Below are 15,868 nucleotides of genomic sequence, written 5' to 3'. Positions count from 1 at the left end.
CGCGACGTTTGGCGCGGTCCTTGAATAAACCAAATCCTGCGGGATCGGCTTGGCAACGCCAGCGTTCATCAGTATTAGGTCGCCCAACCTTGGCTGGATGGCCTATTATTCACGGTGACCGCGACGGCGCCAAAGCATGACCGCGCTAAGTGTCGCGGGTTCTAGGAGGATATTTCGTGCAAGAGACGGGCGTGCGCAACGGTGCCTTCGGTGCCGACAAATTCGGCTTAAAGAAGCTCAAACAGGTTCACTGGAACCTCGGCGCACCGCAGCTTTATCAATATTCACTCTCCGCGGGCGAGGCGGTGCTGTCCGCCGACGGCGCGCTCTGCGCCGACACCGGCGAGTTCACCGGCCGCAGCCCCAAGGACAAGTTCACGGTCCGGGATGCCACCACCGACAAGAAGATGTGGTGGGCCGGCAACCAGTCGATCACCGCGGAGCAGTTCGAGACGCTCTATCAGGACTTCCTCAAGCACGCCGAAGGCAAGAGCCTGTTCGCGCAGGACCTCTACGGCGGCGCTGATCCGGCCTACCGGATCAAGACCCGCGTGTTCACCGAGCTCGCCTGGCATTCGCTGTTCATCCGCACGCTGCTGATCCGCCCCGAGGCGGTCGAGCTGTCGACCTTCACGCCCGAGCTCACCATCATCGACATGCCGAGCTTCCGCGCCGATCCGAAGCGCCACGGCTGCAAGTCGGAGAACGTCGTCGCGATCGACTTCGCCCGCAAGATCGTGCTGATCGGCGGCTCCTATTATGCCGGCGAGATGAAGAAGTCGGTCTTCACCACGCTGAACTACTATCTGCCCGAGCGCGGCGTGATGCCGATGCACTGCTCGGCCAATGTCGGCGCCAAGGGTGATGCCGCGATCTTCTTCGGGCTTTCAGGCACCGGCAAGACCACGCTGTCGGCCGACCCGAACCGCACCCTGATCGGTGACGACGAGCACGGCTGGGGACCCAACGGCGTCTTCAATTTCGAAGGCGGCTGCTATGCCAAGTGCATCAAGCTGTCGAAGGAAGCCGAGCCCGAGATCTACGCCGCTTCGACGCGCTTCGGCGCGGTGCTCGAGAACTGCGTGCTCGACGAGGACACTCGCGTGGTGGACTTCGACGACGGCTCCAAGACCGAGAACACCCGCTCGGCCTATCCGCTCGACTTCATCCCGAACGCTTCGCGCACCGGCCGCGCGCCGCAGCCGAAGAACGTGGTGATGCTCGCCGCTGACGCCTTCGGCGTGCTGCCGCCGATCGCAAAGCTGTCACCGGCGCAGGCGATGTATCACTTCCTGTCCGGCTACACCGCCAAGGTCGCCGGCACCGAGCGTGGTCTCGGCAACGAGCCGCAGCCGGAATTCTCGACCTGCTTCGGCTCGCCCTTCCTGCCGCTCGATCCATCCGTCTACGGCAACATGCTGCGCGACCTGATCGCTCAGCACAATGTCGACTGCTGGCTGGTCAACACGGGGTGGACCGGCGGCAAGTACGGTGTCGGCTCGCGCATGCCGATCAAGGTGACCCGCGCGCTGCTGACGGCAGCCCTCGACGGTTCGCTTCGCAACGTCGAATTCCGCACCGACAAGTATTTCGGCTTCGCGGTCCCGACCGCGCTGCCGGGCGTGCCGAGCGAAATCCTCAACCCGGTCAACACCTGGAAGGACAAGGACGAGTTCGACAAGACCGCCCGCGCGCTGGTTGGCATGTTCCAGAAGAACTTTGCCAAGTTCGAAGCCCAGGTCGACGCCGAGGTGCGCGCGGCCGCGCCGGACGTGAAGCTCGCGGCAGAGTAGGTTCGCATCGTTTGAAATGCGAAAGGGCGGCCGCGAGGCCGCCCTTTTTGTTTGGGGCGTTTGCGAGCATTGGCGCAAGCCACACCCTCGATGTCGTCCCGGCGAAGGCCGGGACCCATAACCACAGGAAGTGGTTTGGCGAAGATTCATCGTGATCTTTTCTTCGCCGGTACTTGCACCGCGCTTCCTCGACAGATCACGCGGTATGGGTCCCGGCCTGCGCCGGGACGACGCCGTGGAGACAGTCGTGGCTACGCCTTGAAATACGCGATCTGCGTCGTGGTCGCGAGCAGCCGTCCATTCGGGGACCACAGCTCGGCGTTCTGGTCGGCGTAGCTCTTGTGCATGATCTTCGAATCGGCGGTCGCCAGCACGCGGGTGATGTCCTCGGCCGCGAGCTCTTCGCTGTCGGTGTGGAAATAGGTCGTCAGCGACACCGTGCCGAACGGCACCAGCTCGCGCCGCGCGTGGAAGATGCGGCCGAAGAAGGCGTCCGACATCGACATCAGCGACAGCATGTCGAGCTTGCGCGGGGTGCGGTCGCTGATCCAGATTTTCGAATAGGTGCTGGCGAGCTCGACCTGCGGCGGGCCGATCCGCATCTCGCCCTCGACGAAGCGGAATTCGTACTGGTTGGCCCAGGACGCCGAGAGTTTCGGGAATGGCAGCGTCTCTTCGAACGGCTTTGTGTCCGGGACCGTCGCCACCCTGTGCTCCCAGGACGGCCGCCGCTCGGCGAACACGGCGGTGGCGAGCGTCGCGACCTCGCCGCCGCCCTGCGACAGTTCGACGCTCCAGTGCTGGCTGGAGCGATTGGCCTTCACCAGACGCAAATCGAGATCGAACGGGCCCTTGGCGATCGGTGCGCAGTAATTGACGGTGAGGGCCAGTGGATCGCCGGCGGCTTGCGGATGCTCGATCAGCGCGCGCAGGATGGTCGCGGCGGTGGCGCCGCCGAACGGGCCGACAAAGGCCCAGTAATCGTCGCTGGTGTGCCCCTGCCAGCTGGAGTCACCGGCGTTGATGCGGGTGGCGTCGTCGAACGGGTGCGGGAGCTTGGCGTGCATCGGTGATCCTCGGTGTCTCCCCGACCGTCATTGCGAGCGCAGCGAAGCAATCCAGAGTCTTTCCGCGGAGACGGTCTGGATTGTTTCGCTGCGCTCGCAATGACGGTGTGGCCACGGCGTCCGTATCGCCGGCGCCGCCTTGGGGATGATGACGATCATATCATCATCTTCGTCGCGAGATGCAATAACCTCGCAGATAACGCCGATTTCACACTGCGGAAAATCAGCCCGCGACGTCGCGCAGGTCAGGCAGCAGCGGCGTGGTCGGATTGACCGGCACGTTCCAGATCTCCTCGGCATATTCGCGGATGGTGCGGTCGGAGGAGAACCACGCCATGCGCGCGACGTTGAGGATGGAGGCGCGCGTCCAGGCCGGCGCCACCTGCCAGCGCGCATCGACCGAGCGCTGCGCCTCGTAATAGGAATCGAAATCGGCGCTGACCATGTAATGGTCGAGATAGCGCAGCGCATGCGCGATGGATTCGAAGCGGCCGGGATCGCCGGGCGAGAACTCGCCGGCGCCGACCGCGTTGATGGCGCGCTGGAGCTTCGGCGAATTGCGGATCACGTCGGAGGCATCCAGGCCCTGCTTGCGCCGGATCATCACGTCGCCGGCCTCCATGCCGAAGATCGCGATGTTCTCGTTGCCGACATGGTCGCGGATCTCGATATTGGCGCCGTCGAGCGTGCCGATGGTGATGGCGCCGTTGAGCGCCAGCTTCATGTTGCCGGTGCCGGACGCTTCCATGCCGGCGGTCGAGATCTGCTCGGACAGGTCGGCCGCGGGAATGATCACCTCCGCGAGGCTGACATTGTAGTCGGGCAGGAAGACGACCTTCAGCTTGCCGCCGATCGCGGGATCGTTGTTGACGACATCCGCGACGTCGTTGATCAGTTTGATGATCAGCTTGGCGTATTTGTAGCTCGCCGCCGCCTTGCCGGCGAAGATCTTGACGCGCGGCACCCAGTTGCCGTTGGGATCGTCCTTGATCGACTGGTACAGCGCGACCGTCTCGATGACGTTGAGCAGCTGGCGCTTGTATTCGTGGATGCGCTTGATCTGCACGTCGAACAACGCGCCCGGATCGACCTTGATGCCGAGCCGCTCGCCGATCAGTCGCGCCAGGGCCGTCTTGTTGTGATGCTTGACGGCACGGAATTTCTTCTGGAATTCGACGTCGCTGGCGCGCGCTTCAATCAGTGAGAGCTGCGTCGGATCATCGAGCACAGCCTCGCCGCAGGTCTCGCGCAACAGGTCGGTCAGCTTCGGGTTTGCCAGCATCAGCCAGCGGCGGAAGGTGACGCCGTTGGTCTTGTTGGTGATGCGGCCGGGATAGAGATGGTTGAGATCGTGGAACACGGTCTCGCGCATCAGGTCCGAATGCATCGCCGAGACGCCGTTGATGCGGTGCGAGCCGACGAAGGCGAGCTGGCCCATGCGCACGCGGCGGCCGCTCTTCTCGTCGATCAGCGAGACCGAGGCGCGGAAGTCGATGTCGCCGGGCGCGCGCGCTTCGGCGAGCGCCAGATGCTGGACGTTGATGCGGTAGATGATCTCCAGGTGCCGCGGCAACAGGCGCTCGAACAGCTCGACCGGCCAGGTCTCCAGCGCTTCGGGCAGCAGCGTGTGATTGGTGTAGGAGAGCGTGGCGACCGTGATCTTCCACGCCTCGTCCCAGCGGAAATTGTGCAGGTCGACGAGGATCCGCATCAGCTCGGTGACGGCGAGGCTCGGATGGGTGTCGTTGAGCTGCACCGCGACCTTCGACGACAGGCTGCGGAGTTGGCCGTCGGACGACAGATGCCGCTTGACGAGATCCTGGAGCGAGGCCGAGACGAAGAAATATTCCTGGCGCAGCCGCAGCTCGCGGCCCGCCGGGCTCTCGTCGTTCGGATAGAGGAATTTGCAGATCGCTTCGGCGCGCGACTGCTCGGCGCTGGCGCTGACATAGTCGCCCTTGTTGAAGGCGTCGAGCTTCAGCGGATCGGGCGAGCGTGCCGACCACAGACGGAGCGCATTGACGTGCTGGCCGCGCCAGCCGACGATCGGCGTGTCATAAGCGATGGCCTGCACGGTCTCGCCCGGATGCCAGATCGCGCGGTCGCGGCCCTTGTCGTCGACATGCTCGACGCCGCCGCCGAAATGAATGTTGTAGATCACTTCCGGCCGCTGCAATTCCCAGGGATTGCCGAAGCCGAGCCACTCGTCCGGATATTCCTGCTGCCAGCCTTGGTTGATGATCTGGCGGAACAGGCCGTAATCGTAGCGGATGCCGTAGCCGATTGCGGGGATCGAGAGCGTCGCCATGCTCTCCATGAAGCAGGCGGCGAGCCGCCCGAGGCCACCATTGCCGAGCGCAGCGTCCGGCTCGCATTTGCGCAGTTCGGGCAGGGAGACACCGAGATCGCCGAGCGCGACCTCGAAGATTTGGAGCAGCCCCATATTGTTGAGCGCATCGGTGAACAGGCGGCCGATCAGGAATTCGAGCGAGAGATAATAGACGCGCTTGCGCCCCGCGTCGTAGCTGTGCTTCTCGGCCGTGAGCCAGCGATGCACGATGCGGTCGCGCAGCGCGAGCGCCGCGGCCTGGTACCAGTCGTGCTTGGTCGCCATGCCGGCGTCCTTGCCGATGGCAAGACGCAGCTTCGCCAGGATCGCGCCCTTGATCTCGGCCAGCGCGAGCTCGTCGATGGGCTGGCCGGGGGCGGCAAAATTGGGCTGGAACGATTGATCTTGCAAAGCCGTCACTTCCTGGTCGACAGAAACACTACTCACCCTACGCGTCTTGCCTCTGCACCGGAACTGTCGCCGGTCCGTGCACTGCGCTGGCGTAAATTTATGCAAGGAACGGGCCGATTTGGGAACCCGGACGAGCACGGAGAAGCGTGGATTTGGTGCTAGAATGGCGACCAATTCAGCCATCAGTGTGGAGGAGATGCGCCATGAGACTGCTGATCGAAATCGCCGCCGCGGCGCTGCTCGTCGTCTGCATCTCCGCCTCCAGCGCTGCGTTTGCTGCCGGCAAATCCAGCCGCAGCGCCGACGGTTTGAGCTGCGGCTTCACCGTCCCGCAAAACGCAACGCCAGCCGCCCGCTGCGCCGCAATCAAGCGCCAATGCGGCGGCAAGTTCTACGCGAATGCGTGCGGGGACAGGTTGATGTCGGCGGCGAATTGAGGCGGGTGGCTTGCTAAGAAGATGGTGTCGTCCCGGCGAAGGCCGGACCCATACCCACCGCTGTCAGAGAAGATGCGAGAGATCGCGCCAATCCGGATTTTCTTGCTCGATCAAGCGAATCTTCCAGTCGCGTCGCCACTCCTTCAGCGCCTTCTCGCGCCCGATCGCTTCGGATGGCGAAGCATAGGTCTCAACGTAAACAAGTCGCGTCACGCCGTACTTGCTGACGAACTTTGAACCGCGTCCCGAGCGATGCAATGACAGGCGATTGCTGAGGTCGTTGCAGATGCCGACGTATAGCGTGCCGTAGCGCCGGCTCGCGAGGATGTAGACGAAGTACGCGTCTGGTGCATTCATTGCTGAGCGCCCATTTCCGAAAACGTCGAACAGCGGTGGTTATGGGTCCCGGCCTTCGCCGGGACGACATTGTAGAGGCATCGGAACAAATTAAGAACACTTTAGCAAGTCTTTGATATATCATTGTGATTCGGCGCGTTGCCGATACAACATCTAGCGTCTGTCCGACTTTGCGAGGACTACATGTCCACCATTGCCTTCGACCAGTTTGCCCTCACCCGGATCGCCGATTTCGCGCGCTCGCTGTCGCGGCTGCATCAGGCGGCGCGGCGCCAGAGGATCGATGACGACCAGTTCGACCGCGAATTCAACGCGGTGTGCCAGTCGATCTGGGGCTACACCATCGACGACATCAGCGACGATCTGTTCGCGGTCGAGGATCACCTGTTTCTCGATACGCTGGACGAAGCGCATGCGCGCATCTTCGCGGCCGAGCAGGGATATGACCTCGTTGGCGATCAGGGCATGCTGACCGACTGGTGGGGTTTCTGCTGGATGATCCTGGCCGAGAAGCGCGGGCTGCTGACTCAGGAAAACCGCGCCGCCGCACGCGCGGCGATCGAAGAGAAATATCTGGCGGCACCGAACGTGATCGGGGTGATTATCGGGAGGTGACGGCCTCAATCCTCATCCTGAGGAGCTTGCGAAGTAAGCGTCTCGAAGGATGAAGGCCGAGCTTCAGCAGTCGGGCCTTCATGGTTCGAGACGCGCGTTCCGCGCTCCTCACCATGAGGATTTCAATCCAGCCCCGCCCGCTTCGCCGGCTTCGCCTGCGTCTTCGGCACCGTCACGTCAGGCAGCGCTTCGCGCACGATCTCCGCCGGCGCATCTGCTGCCACCGTGTCTGCGCGCACCGGTGCCACCTTCATCTCGCCGAGCCGCGCACGGACCTGTGCGGTGAGGCCGGGATAGGAAGCGACCGGGGTGAACTCCGCGGTCTGCTCCATGCCGAGGCGGACGCCGGTATAGGCGACGAGGCCGTCGCTGGTGGCGATCACGTCACCGGCCTTCAGCGACGAATCCAGCGCGAGATCGACCGGGGCGAGGCCGACCGGCTCGCGGCCGTTGCAGGTGCAGTCGGCGCGCAGCGCCTTGCGATAGGCGAATGCGTTCTCGCTGTCCGCGTAACGCTCGCCGGTCTGCGAAGCAGCGCCATCGATCGAGGAGCCGAAATAGACCTTTGTCGCGGTGGCAGGACAGAACGCCTGACACATCTGGGCGGGCGAGGTGAGGCCGCGCATCAGCGGAAAATATTTGCCGTCGCAGCTGCGCACGCAGAACGCCGGGCCCGAGCCGCCGGCGGCCGCCGCGCGTGTCGGCGGCACATACTGGGCTGCGGGATTCGGCTGGCCGGTGAAGGGATCGGCGTAGGAGTTCGCCTGCTGCGGCACCTCGCGCTGCGGCCGTTGCTGCTGCATGCCGCCGAAGAAGAAGTCGAACAGGCCTTCGGCCGAAGCCGGGGCGGGAGCTGCAAGCAGCGGGGCTGCCAGGGTGGCGGCCACAAGCATCGCGCGACGCCGCTGGCGCGCATGGGACATGACTGTGCGCAATGCTGACTCCACCCGACGCTACTGAACCGGCCGGGACCATCAGGTCTCAGCACATGATTCACCGTAATGCAGGATGGTAAATGAGCAGTTGAGCGGAGGCGGATTCAAGTCGAGGCCGTGACCTCTTCAAGGCCAGGCACAGCTTCCGGCGGATCGTTGCTTCCGGGCCACGCCCCGGGCATGGACGGCCGGGACTGTTTCGCGGCCTCAAGCCTTCAAAAACTCCGACGCCTTGTAGAGCGCGCGGAACGGCAGGCCGGCCGCGCCGAAGGTGTCGGTGGCGCCTTCCTCGCGATCGACCATGGTCAGCACCAGCACCACCTCGGCACCGGTCTCGCGCACGGATTCCACCGCCTTCATCGCCGAGCCGCCGGTCGTGGTGACGTCCTCGACGATGACGACGCGCTTGCCCTGAAGCGTCTCGCCCCTGGGCAGGCCTTCGATCGCGAGCTTGGCGCCGTGCTCCTTCGGCTTCTTGCGCACGAAGAACGCCGCGATCGGATGGCCCTTGATCCAGGAGATCTGCGCCAGCGCGCCGGCGAGCGGCACCGCCCCCATCTCGAGCCCGCCGATGAAATCCAGATTGTCGTCCTTCAGCGCCTCATAGGTCAGCTCGGCGAGCAGCGTCGCGCCCTCCGGGTCGAGCATGGTCGGCTTGAGGTTGAAGTAGAAATCGCTCTTGCGGCCCGACGCGAGCGTCACCTCGCCGCGGCCGAAGGAGCGCCGGCGGATGATTTCGAACAGGCGGGCGCGGGAGGCTGATTTCGACACGGCGGTCCCTCGGGAGCGTTTTTGGAAGTGGCGGAATTTATCCGCGACGGCCGCGACATTCCAGAGGGGACCGGCCCAGTCAACAGGGATCGGCCGACGATCGGCCATCCCGGACCGCCGGTTGTGGGGCCGCAACCTTCTGGAGTAGGTGAGGGCTCATGCCTTTTGGGGAAGGGAAACGACGCATGACCATCGAGCTGCACACCTGGAACACGCCGAACGGCCGCAAGATCTCGGTTGCGCTGGAGGAGATGGGGCTGCCCTACAAGGTGATCCCGGTGAACATCACCAAGGGCGAGCAGATGGCGCCGGAGTTCCTGAAGCTCTCTCCCAACAACAAGATCCCTGCGATCGTCGACCCCGAGGGGCCGGACGGCAAGCCCGTCAGCATCTTCGAATCCGGCGCGATCCTGCTCTATCTGGGTGAAAAGACCGGCAAATTCCTGCCGAAATCGCTTACGGGTCGTATCCCGGTCTACGAATGGCTGATGTGGCAGATGGGCGGCTTCGGCCCGATGCCCGGCCAGGTGCACCATTTCATCGCGCTCGAGAACGAGCAGGACCGCGCCTACGGCCTGAAGCGCTTCATGGCCGAGACCCGTCGGCTCTACGGCGTGCTCGACCGCCGGCTGGCGGACCGCGACTTCGTCGCCGGCGACCTCTCGGTTGCCGATTTTGCCATCCTGGGCTGGGCTTGGCGCCACCCTCGCCACAAGGTTGAGCTGGCGGATTTCCCCAACGTCAAGCGCTGGTACGAGGCCCTGATGGCCCGGCCGGCGGTGAAGCGGGGAATGGACGCGAAGCTGGATTGAGGCGGGCCTTTTTCCCTCCCCCCTTGTGGGGGAGGGTGGCTCACCGCGTAGCGGCGAGACGGGTGAGGGGTCTCCATCCTCACGAACGGTCTTGCGCGTGGAGAGAACCCCTCATCCGGCGCTTCGCGCCACCTTCTCCCACAAGGGGAGAAGGAAGAAAGCCCTCACACCTTCCGCGCTTCCACAGCCATCCTGACCGCAAGCCCGGCCAGCACCGTGCCCATCAGCCAGCGCTGCACTAGCATCCAGCTCGGCCGGTTCGCCAGGAACAGCGCGATCGAACCTGCCGCGAGCGCGATCATCGCGTTGACGCTGACGCTGATCGCGATCTGGATCGCCCCCAGCACCACCGACTGCGTCAGCACGCTGCCGGCTGCGGGATCGATGAACTGCGGCAGCAGTGCCAGATACAGCATCGCGATCTTCGGATTGAGCAGATTGGTGACGAAGCCCATCGCGAATAATTTGCGCGGGCTGTCGATCGAAAGCGTCTTCACCTGGAACGGCGAGCGCCCGCCGGGCTTCACCGCCTGCCAGGCCAGCCACAGCAGATAGCCGGCGCCGGCGAAGCGCAGCGCGTCATAGGCAAAGGGAATGGCGAGCAGGAGCGCCGTGATGCCGAACGCCGCGCACAGCATGTAGAACACGAAGCCGAGCGCCACGCCGCCGAGCGAGACGATACCCGCGGCGGGCCCCTGCGTGATCGAGCGCGAGATCAGGTAGATCATGTTCGGTCCCGGCGTGAGCACGAGGCCGAGGCAGACGAGGGCGAAGCCGAGCAGGGCGGGGGTGTGGGGCATGGGTGAACCGGTGCGGGAGACGGCACGGTTCTAATATGCGCCGCGCGGTGGTGCCATCACGCAATTGCTCGGAGGACAATTGGATTCGCAGATCTCAACCCGATGTCGTCCCGGCGAAGGCCGGGACCCATACCGCGAGGTCTATCGATCGCAAATGGTCGGAGTACCGAACGACGAGCCTTCGCCAAACTGCTCCCTGTGGCTATGGGTCCCGGCCTTCGCCGGGACGACACCGGAGGTGAGGCGAAATCAATGCGCCTCGTCCCAGTTGTTCGCTGCGCGCGCATCGACGTGCAGCGGTACCGAGAGCAGCACGGCCGGGAACGGCGCGTCCTGCATGACGTGCTGCACGACCGGCAGCGTCGCCTCGACCTCGGCGTCCGGCACCTCGAAGATCAACTCGTCGTGCACCTGGAGCAGCATCTGCGCCGACAACTTCTTCTCGGCAAGCGCGTCCTCCACGCGCGTCATGGCGCGGCGGATGATGTCGGCGGCGGTGCCCTGGAGCCGGGCGTTGATCGCGGCGCGCTCGTTGAAGGCGCGCACCGAGGCGTTGGAGGCCTTGATGTCGGGATAGTGGCACTTGCGGCCGAACAGCGTGGTGACATAGCCGTGGCTCCGGCAGAAATCCCGCGTCTCGTCCATATAGGCGCGGATACCGGGGAAGCGTTCGAAGTACTTCTTGATGTAGGCCGAGGCCTCCTCGCGCGCGATGCCGAGCTGGTTGGCGAGGCCGAAGGCCGAGATGCCGTAGATGATGCCGAAATTGATCGCTTTCGCGCGGCGGCGGATCTCGCTTGGCATGCCCTTGATCGGCACGCCGAACATTTCCGACGCGGTCATGGCGTGAATGTCGAGACCGTCGCGGAACGCCTGCTTCAGCACGGGGATGTCGGCGATCTCCGCCAGCAGCCGCAGCTCGATCTGCGAATAGTCGGCGGAGACGAGCTTGTGCCCGGGCGTCGCGATGAAGGCGCGGCGGATCTTGCGGCCGTCCTCGGTGCGCACCGGGATGTTCTGCAAATTCGGCTCGTTCGACGACAGCCGGCCCGTCGTCGTCGCGGCCAGCGCGTAGGTCGTGTGCACGCGATGGGTGTGCGGATTGACGTAGGTCGGCAGCGCGTCGGTGTAGGTCGATTTCAGCTTGGAGACCTGGCGCCATTCCAGAATCTTCTTCGGAAGGTCGTGGCCCTGCTCGGCGAGCTCGTCGAGCACCTGCGCGGTGGTCGACCACGCGCCGGTCTTGGTCTTGGTGCCGCCCGGCAGGCTCATCTTGCCGAACAGGATATCGCCGATCTGCTTGGGGCTGCCGACATTGACCGGCTCGCCCGCGATCTCCTGGATCTCGGCTTCGACGCGTGCGGCGGTCTGGGCGAAATCGCCTGACAGCCGCGACAGCACCTGGCGGTCGATGGAGATGCCGCGCCGCTCCATGCGCGCGAGCACTGCGACCAGTGGCCGCTCCAGCGTCTCGTAGACCGCGGTCATGTGCTCGGCGATGAGGCGCGGCTTCAGCACGCGCCAGACGCGCAAGGCCATGTCGGCGCCTTCCGCCGACAGCGGCGCGGCCTTGTCGATCGGCACCTGGTCGAACGTGATCTTGCCCTTGCCGCTGCCGAGCAGCTCGCCCTCCTTCAGCATGGCGTGACCGAACCAGCGCTCGGCGAGCGATTCCAGCCCGTGCGAGCCGCGGCCGGCGTCGAGCACATAGGAGATCAGCTGCGCGTCGTCGGTGTTGCGCAAGGTGATGCCGTGCTGCGCCAGCATGACGGCGGTGAACTTGACGTCGAAGCCGATCTTGAGAATGCCTGATGATTCCAGCACCGGCCGCAGCGCTTCGATCGCGTCGGCATGCTTGACCTGGTCCGGCGCGAGGCCGGCGTCGAACAGGCCGGCGCCGCCGCCGGACTGCTTGTGCGCCAGCGGCACGTAACAGGCGTCGTTCGGCGCGAGCGCCAGTGCAACGCCACAGAGGTCGGCCTGCATCGGATCGATGGAATTGGCACGGATCTCGATCGCGACATGACCGGCATCGTGGATGCGCGCGATGAAGGCGTTCAATTCGGCGAGCGTCTTGATGGCCTGGTACTTGGCACGATCGACCGGAAGCTTGCGCAGCGCCTCTTCGCGCGCGGCGGCGAGCGAGATCGGCGCGCCCTTGATGCTGGCCGACTTGTCGCCCTTGTCGCCGCCCGTTGCCGCCGCGGCGGGGGTAGCGAAGAGATCGCCGGAGGCCTCAGACGGTTTTGCTTTCGCCGCGCCGTCGCCGGCCCTGGCGCCGCTGCTGTTCGACGCATCGGCATCGACATTCGCCGGATCGATCTGCGAATAGTCCGCGACGCGGCGTGTCAGCGTCGTGAACTCCATCGCCTTCAGAAAGGCGATCAGCTTGCGCGCATCGGGCTCGTGGACGGCGAGGTCGTCGAGCGGCACCTCCAGCTCGACCTTGTCGTCGAGCAGCACGAGCTTGCGCGAGATCCGCGCCTTCTCGGCGTTCTCGATCAGCGCCTCGCGGCGCTTGGGCTGCTTGATCTCGGTGGCGCGGAACAGGAGCTGCTCGAGGTCGCCATATTCGACGATGAGCTGCGCCGCGGTCTTGATGCCGATGCCGGGCACGCCGGGCACGTTGTCGGTGGAATCGCCGGCGAGCGCCTGCACCTCGACCACCTTCTCCGGGGGAACGCCGAACTTCTCGATCACCTCGGGGACGCCGATGCGGCGATCCTTCATGGTGTCGTACATCGTGATCTTGTCGTTCACGAGCTGCATCAGGTCCTTGTCGGAGGACACGATGGTCGTGGTGGCGCCGCGCTCGGTGGCCTGCCGCGCATAGGTCGCGATCAGATCGTCGGCCTCGAAGCCGCCTTGTTCCAGGCAGGGTAGGTCGAAGGCGCGTACGGCTTCGCGGATCAGCGCGAATTGCGGGATCAGGTCGTCAGGCGCCGGTGGCCGGTGCGCCTTGTACTCGGGGTAGATCTTGTTGCGGAAGGTGACCTCCGACTTGTCGAACACGATGGCCAGATGCGTCGGCCGGTTGTCGGCCGGCATGTCGCGCAAAAGCTTCCACAGCATGTTGCAGAAGCCGAGCACGGCGTTGACCTGAAGACCGTCCGACTTGCGGTTCAGTGGCGGCAGCGCGTGATAGGCGCGGAAGATGTAGCCGGAACCGTCGACCAGGAAGATGTGGTCGCCCTTGCCGGCCGCCTTGGCGGCGACCGGTTTGGCAGCAGCTGGCGCAGCAACGGATTTGCTGTCGGCGGCCGTCTTGGGCGCGGCAGCCTTGGTGTCAGCTTTGGCGGTGGTCTTCGGGGATGTCTTGGGCATGGCCGCAATGTATGAATTTTTGCGGGCTTTGACAGCCTTGAACATTGGGTATTTGGGGCGATTCCCACACCTCATCGTCGTCCCGGCGAACGCCGGGACCCATAACCACAGGGAGAAGTTTGGCGATGACTAGCAGTTGAATGATTAGGCCGTGGTATGGAGACCGTGATCCATCGATAAATCACGCGGTATGGGGTCCCGGCGTTCGCCGGGACGACGGTAGAGAGCGTCGCCCAGCTACTCCGCCGCCTGCAACCGCACGCCCGCCTTCTTCGGCGCGATCCAGAATGCATCCGGCCGTTCGAACAGGAAATTGGCACCGAGCCGCAGGGCCAGCTGCCAGATCGCGAGCGCGCCGAGCACACCGGCGATAGTGACGATCAGCGACACCGTGCCGATATCAGGGATGACGCCGGTGCGCAGCAGCAGCGTGCGCGTCGCCGCCATCGGCAGGAAGAAGGCGAGATAGATCACGATCGAATGCTCGCCGCAGAAGCGGAAGAAGTTCAGCCACTGCGCGCGCGCGAGCAGCGTGCCCATCGTGATGATGGCGCAGGCCCCTGCAAAGCCGAGCACGAGTGAGACGATCTTCCATTCGCTGGCGCCGACTGTGACGAGGCCGGCATTGATCAGCGCCCACATCGCGAGTGCTGCGAGCGCGGGCGCAGGATGGTTGCGCGCGCGATCCGACAGCGCGAACACGTAGGGCGCGAACAGGTAGCCCGAATAGAAATAGACGAAGCGTGCGCAGAACTCGTCGATCGCGGTCCAGCCGGTCGCGATGCGCGCCGTCTCCAGCGCGGCGGCGACGAGCCAGATCGCGAGCTGCGGGACGCGCCGTGTCAGTTTTGTGACGACGAAGAAGACCGGCAGCAGGTAAATGAACCAGAGCGTGCCGAACGGCTCGATGAAGGATTCGAGGTATAGAAGGCCCACCTCGCGCCAGCTCGTCTCCGCCGCGAAGGCGGGCGCCTTGAAGCCGAACTGGATTGTCACCCAGACGACATAGAAATAGGCGAAATGCACCACCTTGCGGTCGAGATAGGTTCGCCAGTCGCGGTCGATCACCAATGACAGGAACAGGCCCGAAATCAGGAAGAAATCCGGCATCCGAAACGGCTTTGCAAAGGCCACGGCGACATGCATGAAACCGGTCCCGCCGGCGGCGAGCTCGACCCCCAGCACCGAATGCATCATCACGACCATGACGATGCAGATGCCCTTGGCATAGTCGACCCAGTCGACACGCGCGGCAGCCGGGGGCTTGAGTCCCCCGCTCGCGGCGATTGTGCCGGTTGCTGCCATGGTGTCCCTTTTCGAGCCGTGTTCCGCCCGGTGCTGTCCGGGCGCGAGGCAGTGTGGGGCCTTGCGGCTTACGATTTCTTTACCGGTACAATTCGCGTGCCGGTTTTTTGCGCGCGGACGGTTCCCTCGCCCCGGGAAAATGCTAAACCGCCCCATGTTGGGGTTTCGTTAACCAAGCCAAAACAGGGTTTTCCATGCGAATCGCGATGATCGGAACGGGCTATGTGGGACTGGTGTCCGGAGCCTGCTTTGCGGATTTCGGTCACGACGTCACCTGCGTCGACAAGGACGAGAAGAAGATCGCGGCGCTCCATCGCGGCGAGATCCCGATCTACGAGCCCGGCCTCGACGAGCTGGTCGCAAGCAACGTCAAGGCCAAGCGGCTCGACTTCACCACCGACCTGTCCAAGCCGGTGGCGGATGCCGATGCCGTCTTCATCGCGGTCGGCACGCCGTCGCGCCGCGGCGACGGGCACGCCGATCTGTCCTATGTCTACGCCGCCGCGAAAGAGATCGCGCAGTCGCTGTCGGGCTTCACCGTCGTGGTGACCAAGTCGACCGTGCCGGTCGGCACCGGCGACGAGGTCGAGCGCATCATCCGCGAGACCAATCCGTTAGCCGACGTCGTCGTCGCCTCCAACCCCGAATTCCTGCGCGAGGGCGCGGCGATCCGCGACTTCAAGTATCCCGACCGTGTCGTGGTCGGCACCTCCGACGAGCGCGGCCGCAAGGTGATGGGCGACATCTATCGCCCGCTGTCGCTGAACCAGGCGCCGCTGATGTTCACGGAACGCCGCACCGCCGAGATGATCAAATACGCTGCCAACGCATTCCTCGCGACCAAGATCACCTTCATCAACGAGATCGCGGACCTTTCCGAAAAGGTCGGCGCCAACGTGCAGGAGGTCGCGC

General features: G+C 64.5%; 14 protein-coding genes. 5 read left to right on the top strand and 9 right to left on the bottom strand.

Annotated features, from left to right (window positions below; genetic code table 11):
- Positions 1-176 precede the first annotated feature (176 nt).
- On the top strand, positions 177-1,793 hold the full coding sequence (locus tag E4K65_RS43340; protein WP_135179296.1) for a phosphoenolpyruvate carboxykinase: 1,617 nt from the start codon (positions 177-179) through the stop codon (positions 1,791-1,793).
- A gap of 251 nt (positions 1,794-2,044) precedes the next feature.
- Here E4K65_RS43340 and E4K65_RS43335 read toward each other — a convergent pair whose 3' ends face one another.
- From E4K65_RS43335 to E4K65_RS43330, 3 genes are all read right to left on the bottom strand, one after another.
- A complete protein-coding gene (locus tag E4K65_RS43335; protein WP_135179295.1) occupies positions 2,045-2,860 on the bottom strand; it encodes an acyl-CoA thioesterase in 816 nt (271 codons plus the stop codon).
- 27 nt (positions 2,861-2,887) lie between these two features.
- Complete coding sequence (locus E4K65_RS49645; RefSeq protein WP_283813932.1) at positions 2,888-3,019, bottom strand: hypothetical protein; 132 nt, start codon at positions 3,017-3,019, stop codon at positions 2,888-2,890.
- A 64-nt stretch (positions 3,020-3,083) separates the two neighbouring features.
- Complete coding sequence (locus E4K65_RS43330; protein WP_167771627.1) at positions 3,084-5,600, bottom strand: glycogen/starch/alpha-glucan phosphorylase; 2,517 nt, start codon at positions 5,598-5,600, stop codon at positions 3,084-3,086.
- Positions 5,601-5,803: 203 nt separating this feature from the next.
- Between E4K65_RS43330 and E4K65_RS43325 the strand changes: the two genes are divergently transcribed.
- Positions 5,804-6,037 (top strand): hypothetical protein, encoded by a 234-nt coding sequence (locus E4K65_RS43325; protein WP_135179294.1) that lies wholly within the window; start codon positions 5,804-5,806, stop codon positions 6,035-6,037.
- 63 nt (positions 6,038-6,100) lie between these two features.
- Here E4K65_RS43325 and E4K65_RS43320 read toward each other — a convergent pair whose 3' ends face one another.
- Complete coding sequence (locus E4K65_RS43320; protein WP_135179293.1) at positions 6,101-6,394, bottom strand: GIY-YIG nuclease family protein; 294 nt, start codon at positions 6,392-6,394, stop codon at positions 6,101-6,103.
- Positions 6,395-6,577: 183 nt separating this feature from the next.
- Here E4K65_RS43320 and E4K65_RS43315 point away from each other — a divergent pair, with 183 nt between their 5' ends.
- Entirely contained in the window at positions 6,578-7,009 is a 432-nt protein-coding gene (locus tag E4K65_RS43315) for a hypothetical protein (RefSeq protein ID WP_027547502.1), read from the top strand.
- 122 nt (positions 7,010-7,131) lie between these two features.
- On the opposite strand, the gene E4K65_RS43310 is transcribed toward E4K65_RS43315, so the two are convergent.
- Complete coding sequence (locus tag E4K65_RS43310; RefSeq protein ID WP_167771626.1) at positions 7,132-7,902, bottom strand: DUF2865 domain-containing protein; 771 nt, start codon at positions 7,900-7,902, stop codon at positions 7,132-7,134.
- A 249-nt stretch (positions 7,903-8,151) separates the two neighbouring features.
- Positions 8,152-8,715, bottom strand: a complete 564-nt coding sequence (gene pyrE, locus E4K65_RS43305) for an orotate phosphoribosyltransferase (RefSeq protein WP_167771622.1) — start codon at positions 8,713-8,715, stop codon at positions 8,152-8,154.
- A gap of 185 nt (positions 8,716-8,900) precedes the next feature.
- Here pyrE and E4K65_RS43300 point away from each other — a divergent pair, with 185 nt between their 5' ends.
- Positions 8,901-9,527 (top strand): glutathione S-transferase family protein, encoded by a 627-nt coding sequence (locus tag E4K65_RS43300; protein WP_135179291.1) that lies wholly within the window; start codon positions 8,901-8,903, stop codon positions 9,525-9,527.
- Between the two features lie 164 nt (positions 9,528-9,691).
- Here the strand turns inward: E4K65_RS43300 and E4K65_RS43295 are convergent, their stop codons facing one another.
- From E4K65_RS43295 to E4K65_RS43280, 3 genes are all read right to left on the bottom strand, one after another.
- Entirely contained in the window at positions 9,692-10,327 is a 636-nt protein-coding gene (locus E4K65_RS43295; protein ID WP_027547498.1) for a LysE family translocator, read from the bottom strand.
- Between the two features lie 249 nt (positions 10,328-10,576).
- The gene (gene polA / locus E4K65_RS43285) at positions 10,577-13,651 is read right to left on the bottom strand and encodes a DNA polymerase I (protein ID WP_135179289.1); all 3,075 of its coding nucleotides are present in this window, start codon (positions 13,649-13,651) and stop codon (positions 10,577-10,579) included.
- A gap of 237 nt (positions 13,652-13,888) precedes the next feature.
- Positions 13,889-14,956 carry an acyltransferase family protein gene (locus E4K65_RS43280; protein ID WP_135179288.1) on the bottom strand — a complete coding sequence of 356 codons (1,068 nt, stop codon included), beginning with the start codon at positions 14,954-14,956 and terminating at the stop codon, positions 13,889-13,891.
- 194 nt (positions 14,957-15,150) lie between these two features.
- Between E4K65_RS43280 and E4K65_RS43275 the strand changes: the two genes are divergently transcribed.
- The coding region (locus E4K65_RS43275) for a UDP-glucose dehydrogenase family protein (RefSeq protein ID WP_135179287.1) at positions 15,151-15,868 on the top strand (718 nt) is incomplete at its 3' end.

This window comes from Bradyrhizobium niftali (assembly GCF_004571025.1).
Classification (GTDB): Bacteria; Pseudomonadota; Alphaproteobacteria; order Rhizobiales; family Xanthobacteraceae; genus Bradyrhizobium; species Bradyrhizobium niftali.
The sequence above is the reverse complement of the archived record's forward strand: the minus strand, read 5'-3'. Positions and strand labels throughout refer to the sequence as shown.